This is a genomic window from Mycobacterium sp. FW102-FHT13B02 (assembly GCF_058790275.1).
The window spans coordinates 88,907-105,679 of sequence record NZ_JBYTCM010000001.1; the positions used below are offsets into that span (position 1 = coordinate 88,907).

Annotated in this window: 17 protein-coding genes; 8 read left to right on the forward strand and 9 right to left on the reverse strand. The window is 62.1% G+C overall.

From position 1 onward, the window contains the following. Positions 1 to 48: 48 nt before the first annotated feature. Complete coding sequence (locus AC3WTE_RS00435; RefSeq protein WP_492434759.1) at positions 49 to 549, forward strand: DUF4126 family protein; 501 nt, start codon at positions 49 to 51, stop codon at positions 547 to 549. Continuing rightward, a complete protein-coding gene (locus AC3WTE_RS00440; protein ID WP_492434761.1) occupies positions 539 to 1,912 on the forward strand; it encodes an FAD-containing oxidoreductase in 1,374 nt (457 codons plus the stop codon). The genes AC3WTE_RS00435 and AC3WTE_RS00440 overlap by 11 nt, the downstream gene beginning before the upstream one ends. Here the strand turns inward: AC3WTE_RS00440 and AC3WTE_RS00445 are convergent. From AC3WTE_RS00445 to AC3WTE_RS00455, 3 genes are read right to left on the reverse strand one after another with little or no spacing between them, the layout of a single operon-like run. Beyond that, positions 1,896 to 2,531, reverse strand: coding sequence for a flavodoxin family protein (locus tag AC3WTE_RS00445; protein WP_492434762.1), 636 nt, complete (start codon positions 2,529 to 2,531; stop codon positions 1,896 to 1,898). The genes AC3WTE_RS00440 and AC3WTE_RS00445 overlap by 17 nt on opposite strands. Before the next feature lie 9 nt (positions 2,532 to 2,540). Beyond that, positions 2,541 to 3,068, reverse strand: a complete 528-nt coding sequence (locus AC3WTE_RS00450) for an SRPBCC family protein (protein WP_492434764.1) — start codon at positions 3,066 to 3,068, stop codon at positions 2,541 to 2,543. Then, the gene (locus tag AC3WTE_RS00455; protein WP_492434765.1) at positions 3,055 to 3,381 is read right to left on the reverse strand and encodes an ArsR/SmtB family transcription factor; all 327 of its coding nucleotides are present in this window, start codon (positions 3,379 to 3,381) and stop codon (positions 3,055 to 3,057) included. The genes AC3WTE_RS00450 and AC3WTE_RS00455 overlap by 14 nt, the downstream gene beginning before the upstream one ends. A 704-nt stretch (positions 3,382 to 4,085) precedes the next feature. Between AC3WTE_RS00455 and AC3WTE_RS00460 the strand changes: the two genes are divergently transcribed. The 3 genes from AC3WTE_RS00460 (at position 4,086) to AC3WTE_RS00470 (ending at position 6,255) form a co-directional block, all read left to right on the forward strand. Next, positions 4,086 to 4,691, forward strand: a complete 606-nt coding sequence (locus tag AC3WTE_RS00460; RefSeq protein WP_492434767.1) for a vitamin K epoxide reductase family protein — start codon at positions 4,086 to 4,088, stop codon at positions 4,689 to 4,691. A gap of 210 nt (positions 4,692 to 4,901) precedes the next feature. Next, complete coding sequence (locus tag AC3WTE_RS00465; RefSeq protein ID WP_492434769.1) at positions 4,902 to 5,879, forward strand: acyl-ACP desaturase; 978 nt, start codon at positions 4,902 to 4,904, stop codon at positions 5,877 to 5,879. A gap of 97 nt (positions 5,880 to 5,976) precedes the next feature. Then, complete coding sequence (locus tag AC3WTE_RS00470; protein WP_492434770.1) at positions 5,977 to 6,255, forward strand: WhiB family transcriptional regulator; 279 nt, start codon at positions 5,977 to 5,979, stop codon at positions 6,253 to 6,255. Between the two features lie 38 nt (positions 6,256 to 6,293). On the opposite strand, the gene AC3WTE_RS00475 is transcribed toward AC3WTE_RS00470, so the two are convergent. Continuing rightward, the gene (locus tag AC3WTE_RS00475; protein WP_492434771.1) at positions 6,294 to 6,749 is read right to left on the reverse strand and encodes a pyridoxamine 5'-phosphate oxidase family protein; all 456 of its coding nucleotides are present in this window, start codon (positions 6,747 to 6,749) and stop codon (positions 6,294 to 6,296) included. After that, the gene (locus AC3WTE_RS00480) at positions 6,736 to 7,509 is read right to left on the reverse strand and encodes a sigma 54 modulation/S30EA ribosomal C-terminal domain-containing protein (protein ID WP_492434773.1); all 774 of its coding nucleotides are present in this window, start codon (positions 7,507 to 7,509) and stop codon (positions 6,736 to 6,738) included. Before AC3WTE_RS00480 ends, AC3WTE_RS00475 begins: the two co-directional genes overlap by 14 nt. 395 nt (positions 7,510 to 7,904) lie before the next feature. Between AC3WTE_RS00480 and ctaD the strand changes: the two genes are divergently transcribed. From ctaD to AC3WTE_RS00495, 3 genes are all read left to right on the forward strand, one after another. Next, positions 7,905 to 9,620, forward strand: coding sequence for an aa3-type cytochrome oxidase subunit I (gene ctaD / locus AC3WTE_RS00485; protein ID WP_492434775.1), 1,716 nt, complete (start codon positions 7,905 to 7,907; stop codon positions 9,618 to 9,620). 27 nt (positions 9,621 to 9,647) lie between these two features. Continuing rightward, positions 9,648 to 10,298 (forward strand): hypothetical protein, encoded by a 651-nt coding sequence (locus AC3WTE_RS00490; RefSeq protein WP_492434776.1) that lies wholly within the window; start codon positions 9,648 to 9,650, stop codon positions 10,296 to 10,298. A gap of 575 nt (positions 10,299 to 10,873) precedes the next feature. Continuing rightward, complete coding sequence (locus AC3WTE_RS00495; protein WP_492434778.1) at positions 10,874 to 11,545, forward strand: Crp/Fnr family transcriptional regulator; 672 nt, start codon at positions 10,874 to 10,876, stop codon at positions 11,543 to 11,545. 16 nt (positions 11,546 to 11,561) lie between these two features. Here AC3WTE_RS00495 and nrdF read toward each other — a convergent pair whose 3' ends face one another. The 4 genes from nrdF to mspA form a co-directional block, all read right to left on the reverse strand. Continuing rightward, a complete protein-coding gene (gene nrdF, locus AC3WTE_RS00500; RefSeq protein ID WP_492435444.1) occupies positions 11,562 to 12,554 on the reverse strand; it encodes a class 1b ribonucleoside-diphosphate reductase subunit beta in 993 nt (330 codons plus the stop codon). Positions 12,555 to 12,720: 166 nt separating this feature from the next. Continuing rightward, positions 12,721 to 13,650: a DNA-binding protein WhiA gene (whiA, locus tag AC3WTE_RS00505; protein WP_492434779.1), complete on the reverse strand. Its 930-nt coding sequence runs from the start codon at positions 13,648 to 13,650 to the stop codon at positions 12,721 to 12,723. Between the two features lie 130 nt (positions 13,651 to 13,780). Next, positions 13,781 to 14,179, reverse strand: a complete 399-nt coding sequence (locus AC3WTE_RS00510; protein WP_492435446.1) for a helix-turn-helix domain-containing protein — start codon at positions 14,177 to 14,179, stop codon at positions 13,781 to 13,783. Positions 14,180 to 15,094: 915 nt separating this feature from the next. Further along, complete coding sequence (gene mspA, locus AC3WTE_RS00515) at positions 15,095 to 15,778, reverse strand: porin MspA (RefSeq protein ID WP_492434781.1); 684 nt, start codon at positions 15,776 to 15,778, stop codon at positions 15,095 to 15,097. Between the last annotated feature and the right edge of the window lie 995 nt (positions 15,779 to 16,773).

Here is a 16,773-nt window from a genome sequence, read left to right on the forward strand (position 1 = left end):
AGCGTCGCCGTAGGTTCGCCCAACCTGCACTTCCGACTGGAGGGTTACGTGACGCAAGCGCTGGTTCTGCTGTTCGCCTTACTCATTGGTGTGGTTGCGGGCCTTCGGGCGCTAACTCCACCTGCCGTTGTCGCTTGGGGTGCCAAGCTCGGTTGGCTGCCGTTGGTAGGTACCTGGGCCGAATGGGTCGGTCACTGGGTTACGGTGACGGTGCTGACGGTCCTGTTGGTGGTCGAACTGATCACCGATCAGCTACCCAAGACTCCGGCGCGAACGGTGCCGTCGCAGTTCGGGGCCCGTCTGCTCACCGGCGCGTTCGCCGGTGCGGTCATCGGCGCCGGCTGGCACCACACGTTCATCGGCATGGGGGCCGGAATGATCGGCGCGGTCATCGGGACCATGGCCGGTTTTCACGCTCGCCGAATCCTGGTGGCGCGCAACGGCGGGCGCGACCTGCCGGTGGCGATCGCCGAGGACGTCATCGCCGTTGCCGGCGGTTTCGCGGTAGCAGCCGTCGTGCAGAGTGCGATCGGTCCGTATGTCGCCTGAGGCCACGGCATTCGACGCCATCATCGTCGGCGCAGGGCAGGCGGGTCCGCCGCTGGCCGGCCGGCTCAGCGAAGCCGGCCAGACCGTCGCCGTTGTAGAGCGGAAGCTCGTGGGCGGCACCTGCGTGAACTACGGCTGTATCCCGACCAAGACGTTGGTCGCCAGTGCCTATGCCGCACATCTGGCCCGCCGCGGTGCCGAATACGGCATCGGCACCGGCGACGTCACGGTCGACATGGCAAAAGTCAAGGGCCGCAAGGACGGGATCGTCACCGCCGACCGGGACGGCGTCGAAAGCTGGCTCGAGGGGCTGGACGGCTGCACGCTGCTGCGCGGGCACGCGCGGTTCGTCGACCCGCACACACTGCAGGTCGGTGACCAACTGATCACCGGCAAGAGGATCTTCCTCAACACCGGAGGCCGGGCGACCGTTCCCGACATCCCCGGCCTCGCCGACGTCGACTACCTCACCAATGTCGGCATCCTCGAACTCGACACCGTGCCAGAGCATCTGGTGATCATCGGTGGAAGCTACATCGGCCTCGAATTCGCGCAGATGTTCCGCCGGTTCGGTGCCGAGGTCACGGTGGTCGAACGCGGACCGCGGCTGGCCTCCCGCGAAGACGACGACGTCTGCGCCGCCATCAAAGACATCCTCGAACGTGAGGGCATCACCATTCACCTGGACGCCGACGACATCCGGGTATCGCGCGACGGCGATGGCGTCGCAGTCAGCACCGGTAGGGCCGTCGTGTCGGGATCGCACCTGTTGGTCGCTGTCGGCCGGGTACCCAACACCGACGATCTGGGCCTCGAAAAGGCCGGGGTGGCAATGGACTCCAGGGGATACGTCGCCGTCGACGATCAGCTGCGGACCACCGCCGACCACATCTGGGCCATGGGCGACTGCAACGGCAAGGGCGCATTCACCCACACCTCGTACAACGACTTCGAGATCGTCGCGGCCAATCTGCTCGACAATGAACCGCGCCGGGTCAGCGACCGCATCCCCACCTACGCGCTGTACATCGATCCGCCGCTGGGCCGGGCCGGCATGACCGAGGCCCAGGTGCGGGCGTCAGGACGAAAAGCGTTGGTGGGTAAGCGTCCGATGACGCGCGTCGGCCGGGCGGTCGAAAAAGGGGAGACCCAGGGCTTCATGAAGGTCGTGGTCGACGCCGAGACCAGCCAGATTCTCGGCGCGTCCATCCTCGGCGTCGGCGGCGACGAGGTGGTGCACTGCATCCTCGACTTGATGGCCGCGAAAGCGCCGTACACCACCATGACGCACACCGTGCACATTCACCCGACGGTCGCCGAACTGGTGCCCACCATGCTCGAGGGGCTCAGGCCCCTGCCGTGACGGCCTCCGTAATAGCCTGCGCCGCAGCGCGTCCGGCGATCAGTTGCCGGGTGACCTCGGCAACCCGCCGGCCCAGGTGCTCGCACGTCGCGACGTCCGAAGGGTGCACTTGGTCGGGGTTCGCGTCAACGTCCGTTGCTGCCGCGGCGCCCAACCAGAAGCCCAACCGGTTGAGGTCACTCTCACTGGCGGCGGAGTGATTCCACCCGGGGCCCAGACCCAGGTTCACCCAGTGCATGTGATGCTGTGCGGCGAAAATTGCCAATGAGACAAGCGAATTGAGCTTGTCGCCACTCTTGGAACCCGAGTTGGTGAAGCCTGCCGCGACCTTGTCGCCCCAGGTCCCCTGCTGGCAGCGCCGGCCCGTCTGCTCGGCGAACATCTGGAACCCCGCCGACACGTTGCCCATGTAGGTGGCGGTGCCGAAGATGATCGCGTCGGCCGCGTCGAGGGTCTGCCAGTCGTCGTCCGTGAGATCACCCAATCGGATGCGGGTGACGGCCGCGCCCGCGGCCCGGGCTCCAGTCGCGACTGCCTCGGCCAGAACCGCGGTGTGTCCGAAGCCGGACTGGTAGGCGATCACCACAGACGGGGCAGCATGAAAAGCATTGTCCGACATCATCTTCTCCTAAGTACTCGGGGTCGCGGGCGGGGCGTCGAGCGGGCTGTGTCCGGCGATCTCTGCATAGCGCTCCAGCCAGCCGGGGAGTGGCGTGCCGTCAAGTAGTGCCTGCAACCGGTCGAGGAAGGCCTGCGTGCCGGGCCGGAATCCGTCGGCATTGGGCACCCCGAGGCCGCGATGGGTCATCCGGAGCAGTGTGCCGGTGCCGTCAGCGGTGAGTTCGTAACGGACGACGCCGGGTTCGACTATCTGCTGGTGCCATTCGTGCTCGAACACGTGCGGCGGATCCCAGACGAGGATGCGGCCCGTCATGCGCTTCATCTCCGGCGGCACGGGCGGTCCGGACGCAACCGTTTCGATCGAGCCGCCCTCGCGGCCGTCGATGACGGTCTTGCCCATCCAGATGTCGCGATGTGCGGGCTCGGTGATCGCGGCCCATACCCGCTCGACGGGATGGGGCAGGCGACGTTCGAATGTCAGCGTCGCGCGGTCGCCGTCGACGGTGACGACGCCCTCGGGTTCATCGGCTGCCATGTTCCTTCTTGAATGTCGAATCCAGATGACGCTCAAGGGCATCCAGATGATTGGTCCAGTAGCGGCGGTAGCGTTCGATCCACTGATCCATCGCGACGAGGCCGTCGGCTCGCAGCGCGTAGATACGTCGTTGGGCGTCGGGCCGCACCTCGACCAGTCCCACCTCGCGCAACACCCGGAGGTGACGGGAAACCGTGGGCTGGGTGACGCCGGGGAGAGTTGCGACGAGTTCGCCTGCGGTGCGCTCACCTTCGGCGAGTGCGTCGAGCAGCGCGCGCCGGTTCGGTTCGGCGACCGCTTCGAAGACGTCCATGCGGGCAAGTATGCCAACACATCTATATAGATGCAAATGAATATTCGTGAGACCCTTCGGCTCAAGCGAGGACTACACCGCCAATGGCGAGCGTCGATTGATCGGCCATGGCAGCGTCTCTCGACAACAGTCGGGGGATATGGCAGCCACTTGTGCGGTCTATGGCTCAAAAGTGGCACAAGAGCCGAACTCGGGCACGCGCCGTGGTCGTGTTACTGCCAGCAGCCACCAGCGTGTGGGTTCGGCTCCCAAGCCGGCAGCATTGACGGGCAAACGACCGCTGCCGAATCGTGCTGGTACGAACTCAGCTACGATTAGGTCAGAAAGTCACAACATTGGGACAACCGAGTCGGTTGCGGAGATTTTCGCGAACGCTGCTAGCGGACAACGTAATCAGTCAGCTATACATAGAAGCCAGGGTCCGGGAAGAGGCGTTATCGTCGCCATAATTCAAATTTTGGCAAATGTTGGGGGATTCTCATGCGTACGCTGACTCGATCGATCCTGTTGTTGATCCCCGTCGTCTTGTTGGCGGCGGTATGGTCCATCGCTTCTGGCGGCGGATACGTCAGTTGTGACTGAGTGTGTCGCTGCGGCGCGCATTCGCCTTGGGTGGAGGAGATGAGGATGGTGACGTCGACAGCAGAAGACGACTTGGCTCATGCAATGGTGCATTTGGCCGGCGCGCATCGGTGGCCCCGTCTGTGATTGACACTGAGGCGTCGCCGCGGCCGGTGGGGGTGGCGGTCAGTCGCCCTGACGCAGTGTGGATTCTGCTTGCCGGCGTCATCGGCGCGGTGGCCGCGTTCGTGCTGACGGTCGAGAAGGTCCGGCAGCTGCAGAACCCGTCGTATGTCCCGTCGTGCAGCGTCAACCCGGTGCTGTCGTGCGGGTCAGTGATGCTTACCAAGCAGGCCTCGGTGTTCGGGTTTCCGAACCCGCTGATCGGCATCGCTGCCTTCAGTGTGGTGATTGTCACGGGCGTGTTGGCGGTGGCGGGGATTCGGCTGCCGCGGTGGTACTGGGCTGGTCCCGCCGGTGGCTCGGTGCTGGGGGCAGCGTTCGTCCACTGGTTGATCTATCAGAGCCTGTACGAGATCGGCGCCTTGTGTCCGTACTGCATGGTGGTGTGGGTCGTCACCATGGGGCTGCTGGTCGTGGTGCCTCCAATTGCGTTGCGGCCCTGGGCTGGCAACAAAGTGCTTTACGCCTTGTACCAGTGGCGATGGCCGTTGTACGCCGTGTGGATCACCGCGATTGCGTTGCTGATCCTCGATCGATTCTGGAGTTATTGGTCCACGCTTATCTAGCGTGACACTCCGCGGTTCGGCCTGGGTCATGTGCCATCAGACGGGCTTGGGGCCCAAGGAAGCCGACGCTGCCCAGAATGTGCGCGAAGCGGTCCAATCGCCGCGCCGTGCTGCTTCTCGCAGTGGGTGGTGACAAAAGTCCCTACCAGCGCTCCAACGCAACCCATTTAAATGGGACTGCAAGTTACAGATACACGCTCAGGAGTGACAGTGGCGAAGGACTCGAACGACCTCCGATTGCTACATGAGTTGGAACCGGTGGCGGAACGCCTGCTCAACAGGCATCTGTCGATGATGAAAGACTGGAATCCTCACGACTACATCCCATGGTCGGACGGCAAAAACTATTACGCACTGGGCGGTCAGGATTGGCACCCCGAACAGTCGCAGTTGTCCGAGGTCGCCAGGATTGCCATGGTGGTCAACCTGCTCACGGAAGACAATTTGCCTTCCTACCACCGCGAAATCGCCATGAACATGAGCATGGACGGCGCATGGGGTCAATGGGTCAATCGCTGGACCGCCGAAGAGAATCGGCACAGTGTCGCCTTGCGGGACTACCTCGTGGTGACTCGCGCCAGCGACCCAGTCGAACTCGAAAAACTGCGCGTCGAGCAAATCACCCGCGGCTTCTCGCCGGGGCAGAATCAGCAGGGCAAGCTCTTCGCCAACAGCCTCTTCGATTCCGTCCTGTATGTGAGCTTCCAGGAACTGGCCACGCGGGTGTCGCACCGCAACACCGGCAAGGCGTGCAACGATCCTATTGCCGACCAACTACTGCAACGTGTTTCGGCGGACGAGAACCTGCATATGCTCTTTTATCGGGATGTCTCGGCGGCCGGCTTCGAACTCGCGCCGAATCAGGCCATCGCTTCAGTATACCGGATTCTCAACAACTTCACGATGCCGGGCTACACCATTCCAGCGTTCCGTCGCAAGGCGGTGACGATTGCGGTCGGCGGTATCTACGATCCTCGCGTCCACCTGGAGGAGATCGTCATGCCTCAGATCAGAAAGTGGCGAATCTTCGAACGCGAGGACATCACAGGTGACGGCGCGCGCGCGAGAGACGATCTGGGTGTCCTTCTCGAGAAGCTCGAAGAATCCTGCATCAAGTTCGATGAAGCCAAGGAGCGTCGCCTCAGCCGCGCAGCCCGCAATGCCGAAAAGCTGGCCACACCGGCATGATTCGACATGTATTGAGCAGGTTGAAATGCTGACGTAGCCGCTGGACCTTTGTCGAGCGACTGGGCGCCTTTGCAATTCGCTAAGGAAGGATGTTGGCGTGAGATTGCCGCAACCTCTATCTGGTTTACCGGGGCCGGCGTCGCAGGTATGGGAATGGCAGCTTCGAGCCCGATGCCGAGGCGTTGAGTTGAGCACTTTCTTCTCGCCTGAAGGTGAACGCCTGAAGCTGCAGCGGGAGCGCGAAAGCCGCGCAAAGCAGATCTGCAGCTGCTGTGCGGTGAGCGCCAAGTGTCGCGCGCATGCTCTTCGAGTTCCGGAACATTACGGGACGTGGGGCGGCCTCACGCAAGCGGAGAGAGCGCGGCTACTTGCCTGAAGTCGTGAACTCCCGTTAGTGCAACTGGCCCGGCCGCGTCAATCTCGAGTGTATTCGGTTGTGCTGATGCGGATTCCGCTGACGATCTGTGGTGTGATGGCGAGGACATTGTCACTAGCTGGGTTTACCCACGGGTGCAGCCGCTCGTAACGGGTGAGCTGCTCGGGATCGCTGATCGTAGTGGCCATTCCGGTCACGACAACGCTCCAGCCTGTGTGCTCTTGGAGATCGAGTTGATCGACTTCATAGGCAACGACGACTCCTATGTTGGGGATTGGGCGTACTGCGTTTGTCAGGGCCGGGTTCAGTCGGGTACGCAGGATCACCCGCCCGTCGTCGACCAGGTGGTTCACCAGTCGGACGGCTGGTAAAGCGTTGCGGGTGAAGATGATCCGTCCGTGGTCGACGCTGGCGACGAGTTTCATGGCTTCGACGTCGTTGAGGGTGACCAGGGCAGACTTGATGGCGCGCGGCAAACGATTAGACGTGGTCATGGTGTCGCACCGCGGGGGTGAGGAGGCCGAGGCTGCCGTCATATCGTGGATAGAGCAGTTGGCCTCGGCCGGTGTTCGGGTTGGTGAAGAACAGGAACCGCAAGCCGTGCTCACTGATGCGAGTGACTGCCTCGGCGTCCGTCAGTATCGGCGTAGGGCGGGAATTGACGATCAGCGGTACTGGGGGAGCGGCGCCCCTAGCCGGTGCCCAAGACCAGCCCGGCGGATACATACGCCGTTGGCGGGCCAGCCGGAGGCCCGACGGTCCGGCCCGGTATACCACTGCGTCTTCGCCGGTTTCGTGGTCGGTGAACAGATGCACGTCAAAGTCCATCGAGTCCATGACGGCCACCATCTCCAACGGTGTTCTGATCTGCAGCGCAACGTGTTTACGCCGACCGATCACGGGCTGACCTCCGACCGCGGACAGTATCCGGCGGGTTCGGTCCGGCCAGGGGCGTGGTCGCCACGGTTCCCTCGTTCGTACGATCTGACGATCCAACCGCCCGAGGGCCGCCTCCAAATCACCCACACCGGCGGTGATTGCCTGCATGCGGGTTGGCTTGTCGCGAACCTGCAGGTTCACTTGTATCAGCAGCGGCCCACCCAGACCATCCCGCGTGGTCAGTCGTACCCGGGCGTCCCCCGTGATGTGTCGGCGCTCGAGGATCTGACCCACCGCTGCTGCGACCTGCGCAGCCTGCGGCGGTGACACTTGGCCTTCCGATAACACGTAGACCTCGCGAGCGGTGGCAGGCATGGGGCTGCGCGCCAAGTGTTCCCCCTCTCTACCGACGTTCTGGCGTTGGCAATGAGGGTCGAGTCTGCGGGACCACTGCGCGGGCCAGTAGGGTCCAAAGTCCCCGCATTGGAGTGAGCTCACGCAGATACTAGATCGTTTGTGGCACAGGTAACACAGACGGACGCAACGCGGCCGATTGCCTCGGCTAAGACGCTGTGGGCCAACACTTTCCACCCCGCTTAGGGACCTTTGGCCCTACTGGCACCGTCCCGCCGGCAATAGCTTCTGCGGCATTTGCGATATGCGTCGGCATGGAAGGTCTTACGGGTGAAGCGATTGACGCCACGAACTGTTGGGGTTCTGGTCTTCGGTGAAGCTGGGCAATACCGGCATCTGGTCATGGGTGCGATCTGATGACCGCCGAAGCGCCCCCCATCGCAGGGCTTGAGGCCCGTCGGCCGTTCCCGGATCGGATGGGTCCCAAGGGAAACCTGATCTACAAGTTGGTGACCACGACCGATCACAAGCTGATCGGGATGATGTACTGCGTCGTCTGCTTCGCCTTCTTCTTCATCGGCGGCTTGATGGCGCTGTTCATCCGCGCGGAGTTGGCGCTGCCGGGTCTGCAGTTCTTGTCCAATGAGCAGTACAACCAGCTGTTCACCATGCACGGCACGGCGATGTTGCTGTTCTATGCCACTCCGATCGTGTTCGGTTTTGCCAACCTGGTGCTGCCGCTGCAGATCGGCGCCCCTGATGTGGCGTTTCCACGCTTGAACGCACTATCATTCTGGCTGTTCTTCTTCGGTTCCTTGATTGCGTTGTCGGGGTTCATCACTCCCGGCGGCGCTGCGGACTTCGGCTGGACGGCCTACACGCCGTTGTCGGATGCGGTCCACTCGCCGGGTGCCGGTGCTGATCTGTGGATCCTTGGCCTGGCAGTCGGTGGTCTGGGCACCATCCTGGGTGCGGTCAACATGGTGACCACGGTGGTATGCCTGCGCGCCCCCGGTATGACCATGTTCCGGATGCCGGTGTTCACCTGGAACATCCTGGTGACCTCGGTCCTGGTGCTGATGATCTTCCCCTTGCTGACCGCCGCGCTGATCGGCCTGGCCGCGGACCGCCGCCTGGGGGCGCACATCTACGATCCGGCCAATGGTGGTGCGATGCTGTTCCAGCACCTGTTCTGGTTCTTCGGTCATCCCGAGGTATATGTTCTCGCGCTGCCGTTCTTCGGCGTCATATCGGAGATCGTTCCGGTCTTCTCCCGCAAGCCGATCTTCGGCTACACCACCCTGATCTACGCGACGTTGTCAATTGCCGCTTTGTCAGTCGCGGTGTGGGCGCATCACATGTATGCCACGGGCGCGGTGCTGCTGCCGTTCTTTTCGTTCATGACGTTCCTGATCGCGGTGCCGACCGGCATCAAGTTCTTCAACTGGATCGGCACCATGTGGAAGGGGCAGTTGACGTTCGAGACGCCGATGCTGTTCTCGGTGGGCTTCCTGATCACCTTCCTTCTCGGTGGTCTGTCGGGAGTGCTGTTGGCCAGCCCGCCGCTGGACTTCCACGTCACCGAGTCGTATTTCGTTATCGCGCACTTCCATTACGTGCTGTTCGGCACCATCGTGTTCGCCAGCTACGCGGGCATCTACTTCTGGTTCCCGAAGATGACGGGCCGACTGCTCGACGAGCGCTTGGGCAAGTTGCACTTCTGGCTGACGTTCATCGGGTTTCACGCCACCTTCCTGGTGCAGCACTGGCTGGGCGATTCAGGTATGCCGCGCCGTTACGCGGACTACCTGCCCACCGACGGGTTCACCACACTCAATCTCGTTTCCACTGCAGGCTCCTTCCTACTCGGTATCTCGGTGCTGCCGTTCGTGTGGAACGTGTTCAAGAGCTGGCGCTACGGCGAACCGGTGTTGGTCGACGACCCGTGGGGTCACGGCAACTCTCTCGAGTGGGCCACCAGCTGCCCGCCGCCGCGGCACAACTTCACCGAGCTGCCCCGGATCCGTTCGGAGCGGCCGGCGTTCGAGCTGCACTACCCGCACATGGTCGAGCGGATGCGCGCGGAAGCCCATATCAGCCGTCGGCACAAAACCGACAGCTCGTCGTCCTGAGGGGAATCGCATAGTGCTCAGATCACGATGCGCGGACTCTCGGGCACGCACAGGCGGGTACTGCAGCACAGCGCATTAACGCACTCTCGCGCCAAACATGTTCAACAGGAAGGAGGCGGCGCCATCACATCATCGAACGTTGTGCTGTGCGATGCGCAGATCGAGCCCGATGGCGCCGTCGTGGTGATCGAGGACCTCGGCGCGAATGGCATGCTGGGCACCTACATTCATCCCGACGTGACCATCGAACAAGGCATGCCCGGGCATGCCTTGTGGATACACACGATGAGCGCTGACGAATGTTCCGTAGCGGGCCGGCTTGTGCGGGTTCGCGTACTGACGGGATCAGACAAAACAGGTCTGGGCGAGTTGGTGTTCGAGGGGCATCTCGAGTTGTCCAGTGGTGTGCTGGCGATTGGCAACGCCCACAACCCGGCGCGAGTTCTGCTGTTCGGTTCCCCGACTCGTCTTCGCGTGAGCGTATTCGTCACCCACGATGTCGATGTGCTGTATTTTGCTGGCAGTTGGAGTGGATATCCGGTATCGGGACCCACCGATGTGGCGATCCTCATGCACGATCAACCGGACCTGGGGCCAGCATTCGACAACACCGGCACCTGCGAACCACAGCGGCACACCCCAGAGCGGTTGCCGTCGGCCGATTCTTGTGTCCCTTGATCGGGGCCGAACCGTTCGTGGGCGTGCAGGGAGCGCGGCACGCTTCGACTCTCGAGCTGTGGATCTTCGGAAGGTCACGCGCCGGCGCGCACCGTCGGTCTGCGGACCGATTTATACTGAGCGGCTCAATCGGCTGTTTGCGACTGCGTATCCGCCTGGGCGGGGTCCCTATAGCAATATCGAGGTGGCCCAAGTATTAGCCCGCCGCGGTCCGTATCGACGGCGATGACTCCGATTACACGCGGGCCCTCGACATCCACTTGGATAGGCTCACCTCGCCCATGACAAGCACGTGTGTGAGATCACCACCACACTGCTGATGAGGGAACCCCACGAGCGCGAGGAAATGCTGCGGTCCGTGGATGCCGGTTGTCGCCCTCGACCATTCGTATCCGCTGCCGCAGGGTCGTCAAATGTGCTGAACGAGAAGTCATTACGCGCCAGCATCTTTGGGATCACCGCCCCATTCGTCGGGTCCGTGGCCACCGATAACGAACCCGTGTCATCTCCTGATACACAACTATGCATTTCGCGAACAGGGCAGCGGCGGGTCGCACCTGACGGATGGGGGTTGCGTGAAGAAGATACTGCTGCGTGCCGGGCTCTTTGATGGTGTCGATCCGGACGTAGTCCCCACGCTAGCGGGTCGAATGGATCCGGTGACGTTTGCCCGTCGACGAATCGTGTTCAGCGAAGGTGATATCGGCGACCAGCTCTATATCATCATCGATGGTCGAGTAAAGGTCGGACACACGATACGAAACCGCGAAGCTCTGGTCGCCATCCTGGGCCCGGCAGACATGTTTGGGGAACTTGCAGTGTTTGAGCCGGGACCGCGGACATCTACTGTCACCACTGTGACGGCCGTAACGGCCCTGACCATGACCCGGTCCGCGCTGTGGGACTGCATTGCCGAGCATCCTGAGATTGTTGAGCAGCTGCTCACGGCTTTGGCTCGTCGTCTGCGCCGCGCTACCGACGCCCTGTACAGCCAGGCCTTGACCGATGCCGTCGGGCGAGTAGCCAGGACTGTTCTCGACCTCACCAGACGGTTTGGCGAATACGATTGCGGCACATGGCGCATCAGCCACGGCCTCTCGCAGACGGAGATCGCACAGTTGGCCGGAGTCACCCGTGAAACAACCAACAAAGCGCTCGTCATGTTCGTAGATCGCGGATGGATTCGACTGCAGGGCACAGTCATCGACATCCGCGATCCGGCCGCGCTGGCCGAACGCGCCAAATGAGGGATTGGAACGCCGCCTACCAGGTCCAGTCGTCGTCAGTGGTCTCGGCTGCGGTGCCGATGACGTAGGCATTGCCGCTACCTGAGAAGAAGTCATGGTTTTCTGCGGCGCCTGGGTCGAGTGCCGAGAGTATTTCGGCGGGGACTTGGCTGTCGTCGCGGTCGAACAATGGGTCGAAACCGAGGTTGGACAGGGCTTTGTTGGCGTTGTAGCGCATGTACGGCAATACGGGATCCGTCATGCCCAGCGGATCGTAGAGATCATGCGCGTAGTCGATTTCGTTGTCGTAGAGCTCGGTCAACATGGTGTAGGCAAAATCGCGTAACTCGTGTTGGCGCGCAGAGGTTTCGGTGTGGTAGCCACGTTGAAACTTGTAGCCGACGTAGTGACCGTGCACGGCCTCATCGCGGATGATCAGTCGGATGATATCGGCGGTGTTGGGCAGGATGGAGCGTGCGGCCCAGTGCAGCGGTAGGTAGAAGCCGCTGTAGAACATGAAGGATTCCAACATCACCGAGCTGATCTTCTTCTTGAGTGGGTCGGCGCCGCGGTAGTAGTTATGAACGATGCGGGCTTTACGCTGAAGAAACGCGTTGGTGCGCGACCACGCGAATGCATCGGTGATCTCGCGAGTGGAACACAGTGTGGAGAAGATCGAACTGTAGCTCTTAGCGTGCACTGACTCCATGAACGCCATGTTGGTGTAGACAGCTTCTTCGTGCGGTGTTTGGGAATCGGCGAGCATCTCGACGCATCCCACCGTGCCTTGCATGGTGTCGAGCAGGGTGAGGCCAGTGAACACGCGCACGGTCAGTTGCTGTTGATCCGGAGATAAGGTTGCCCAGCTTGGTAGGTCGTTGGATAGCGGCACCTTCTCAGGTAGCCAGAAATTGGTGGTCAGCCGGTTCCAGACGTCGATGTCCTTGGCGTCAGTGGCTGCATTCCAGTTGATGGCCTCCAGGGGCGGTGGTTCGGGCGACTCTCCGGCGGGTCCGGTAGTGGCGAACATTTCGGTCACTGTCTCCTCGCGATTGCCAGTCCTGCTTGCGGGAACATCTGCGAGCGCCGCACTAACCGTGCGGCGCGGATCATTGTAGCGAAATAGCCTGTCCTACAGCATATTAGTAACTCAAAGGCACCGTCGCTTGCGCACGCAATTGCTGTGCCGGGAAGGCTCAACCGGCGTCCGAAACCATGGCTCGTTGGACTTCCCGGTCAGCCATTCTCAGCAGGCGCCGTAGTCGGCCGGCGACCGCGTCCTTACTCAAGGGTGGCTCAGCGAGGCGGCCTAACTCTTCTAGTGACAAGTCGGGGTTCTGGATACGCAGAACCGCGGCTTCGACGAAATGATCAGGCGCCTTGTCCCCGACGATGTGCAGTGCGCGTTCGGCGCGAATCGCCGTCTCCATTGCTGACTCCTGGGCGCGACGGTGGTTGGAGTCCACTAGTGCCGCGCCAATGACCCGTGGACCCGCGGTATCGCGATGGAATTGCCACGCCGCGCAGGTTTGTTGAGCACCAATGCGATTCAGCAAGGCGGTGATCGTGTCCGTATCACGTACCGTGATACGGTCTGCACCCCGCACCTGGCGGGCCCTGACCTGCACGCCCAACCTGCGGGCTGCTCCCGTCAATGCCGACGCGGCCTCGATGCCGGGGCACTGCACCTCCAGCCCCCGTGTACGACCTGCTAACGACAGCGAGCCTCGGGCCAGGAACGCCCCGCGCCACATCGCTTCGGCTTCTGCTGTGCCGCCGCCCACGATCTGGGCCGGCATGCCTCGAACCGGCCGACCGTAGCGATCGATCAATCCGGCCCAGCGGGCCACATCTTCAGCGTGGTGCACAATGCGCACTACGTAGCGACAACGCTCACCCATGCCCGGCACCACCCGCACTTCGGCCGCATAGCCGCACAAGTCCGTGAGGTCCCTGCACACCCGGGTTGCTGTTGACGCCCGGTCCACATCGGCATCGATCACAGCACGCCCCCTGGCGATGCGCAGTCCGCCCGCGAATTGCAGTATCGCAGCCACCTCAGCCTTACGTGCACTTGCTTGTTGCACGACCATGTGGGCGAGTTCATCTTTGACTCTTGGTGTCAACACCCAAATCTCCCTCCGCCATCCCGATTGGACACCGATCGGCACCTCACGCCCGCCCCCGAGCGACGCCAACGGCGCCAGGTCTCGTTGATGTCACCGCGGTTGTCGCCTCTACAAGAAAAGTTCACGGCTATTTGGCGACGGTGGGCGCGGACATTGCGGACCGCAGGATGTCTTCTCGTGCATCGGGCGGCAGAGCAAGCAGGGCCGTCGTGATCCGGCGGACGTCGGGGTCGTGTGCCAGCTCCAGCCAACGCAATTCTGTTTCTAAGAACCTGGTGTAGCCGCCGTCACCCTCGGTGAAATATTCGACGGATACACCGAAGGCATCGGCGAGCTGACGCAGCGTTCGAATGCTGGGATTGCCGCGGCTGCCAGTGCGAAGCTGGGACAGGTACGGTCCGGACATCTTGTACCCACGGGCGCGCAGTACTTGTATGACCTCGGCATCGCGGAGTGGCCCGCGGCCGGGTGGGCGGATCGTGTCGAACAACCGGTTGAGGCGCGCCGCGAAAGTGTCCGGTTCGATCGAGTCCTCGCGCCGACGATGTTGCTGGCTATGCCGATCGCGAACCGAGATCGTCTGGATCGTGGCGTGTGTGCCATCGGCTGGGGGAGGAACATCGGTAGTCGCCTCGGGTGCCACGTCGGCCCTCCGGTAGATGCTAATAAGCCTGGTATGTCGTCGATCACAGTTTGGCCGTACGGACGTACTCATGTGAAGCTCCCCCTTCTTTCAGCACCCTCTCCCCGGGGTGATCGCGGGCGCTAGCAACTAGCGGACACTTAGCCATGTTTACACAGATTCGGTGTGCTGTTTGCGTGGCGTTACTCACCGCGCAACCGGCGAAATGTGGGACCTTTGGCCCTACTCGCCGCCGAAGGCAACCGAGAAAAGTCGGATCATCGACGGGTGCGCCGCCGAGCCAAGGTGCAGGCGCCTTGAGCTTCAGACGCAGAGCCTTATGGCCCTACCGCAGGTCTCATCCGTGCTCGACGCTGTGTCGATGACAGTGCACTATGAGCGACCAAAACAAAAGTGAGAAGAGATGATTGAGGCCGGACCGGTCGGCACCGGACAGGTAGTGGCGTTGCTTGTTGCCGCCGTCGAGTTGGGTGCCGTGATCTACGCGGTGATTCGGCGCCCGCGGCGTGGACGCCACTGGGCAGGCAGGTGCGAGGAGGTCATCGTCCGACAGCGTCTCGCCGGGCAGATCGACGCCGCAACGTACCAAACACGCATGACCGATTTGGTTCGAGCTCGGCCGTCCTGACCTCTGCGCTGTCGCGGGATCGGTCTACCAGTGCCCTCTACCATGTCCCGCTTGTGGGGCGCATGCCTGTAGAGGCGGATTGACTCGACCCCGGTGAATTACCTTGCGATCATCCCTGTGCATGTCTGTGGCTTGGCTTACCTTGCGCATGGTGGTGGTATTCTGTTGGGCTAGTTCATGTTCCATGGTTCGCCGTAGCTAGTGACCGAGTCGCCGGTTTTTGCGATCAGGCGGGCGAAGGGTCGTAGGAGTACGCCGCCGGCGGCGCCGGTGACGGTGCCGTGGGCGTTTGACACGGCGACCGAGCCGGCTGGACCGGTGACGTCGATGGAGAATGTGGCGACTTCCTGGATACCGGGGCCGTTGCCCAGATCGGCCGATATCGATGCTCCGGGGAACAGGTTTGGTGTGACGATCGACGGGTTGAAGGCTGGGTTCAGTCCGACACTTGGTCCGGTGGGGCCGAGTGATACTGCCACCGGGATGAGGTTGGCGCTGTCGAACAGGATGTTCGGGGTGGTGTAGCTGAAGTTGATGCCCACGCCGAGCGACCAGGGGAAGCCAATCTGGTAGCCGAGCTCTAGGGTGCCGGCGAATTGGTCGCAGGTCTTGCCGTCGCACGTGTACTTGGCTCTGCCCGAGTGGAACCATTCACGTGTTAATCGGTTGCGATCCAAGGGAAATACCCCGTTGAGGAAGGTGTCCCACTGCTGCACCGTCAACGTCCGATCCTGGCCGTCGACCAAACTCAGCTCATTGTCCAGGCCCGCGTGGGCGGGGCTGGGCGTATACGCAATAAGCGCGACGGTGGTAGCAATCGAAAGCACTAGAGTCCTGGCCGAGCGTCGAGTCATTGGTGGGACCATCCTTCTTCGGTTCAACGGGCAGAAGTCGAGACGGCGATTGACAGTTCCGGCTCGACACGACGTGGTGAGGTTCGGCTGTTTTGTCGCCCAGCCTCGGTGTGTCGACGGTGGTGGGCTGAATTCGTGACCCTTGTTGCTGTCGTTATATCGCGAGTTCAACCCGAGAGGCCTTCGTGAGGTCGTTAAAGTGCTACACATCACAGGATTTCGTGCTCACGGGGTCGTTGAACATAGCACTCTATAGGTCAGATGTGCCCATGGTCGTGTTCGCTGAACTTGATCATTCCCGCACAAACCGACCCGCGATGTCGTGTGGCACGCCGCTATTGGGAAACTCACTCCTTGCAACCGCGGGTGGGGGAGCGACACCTGTTCGTCGACGTGGCGGCACTTTCACGCTGGTGCTACGGAACGGCATTACTGTCTCGGCGGTGTATCCGTCTATGACCGCCGCGTATATGGCAGTGGGACAAGGATTCCCAGGCGGCGTCCCACCGATGCAACATGGCCGACATCACGGCGCAAACGCTGCGCCGCACGCTCGTGGGGTCCCGACTTATTCGACGCAAACGGAGGCCCGAACATGACTGTGGACGTCAGCGCGCTAGCGTCCGGCGATCCAATCGCGCCCGGTATGGCCAGCAGCTCGATAAGGTGGCTTGCCAAGGGGCGCTGACTGATCGCGAACGTGCTGAAGGTGACGCTGCGGTTCGAGATGCTGTTGCGTGAAGCCGTTCACGGTGCTGGCAGCTGGCCTGACGGATCGGCGGTGTCTACAGCTACTCTGCATGGGCTGACTGACGAATGCTGCAGCGGGACTGGCGGTTCTCCGGGTCGTACCAAGGTCAGCCCATTTGGAGCGGGGTTTCTTGACACGAGGGACTTTTGACCCTACTCGGCTGATGTCTTTGAGATGACGCTGTGCTGGCTGGTCTGCGCGGTGTGGGCTCCAAAGTTGCTGGAAGGAAAGGCGTTTGGTCGGG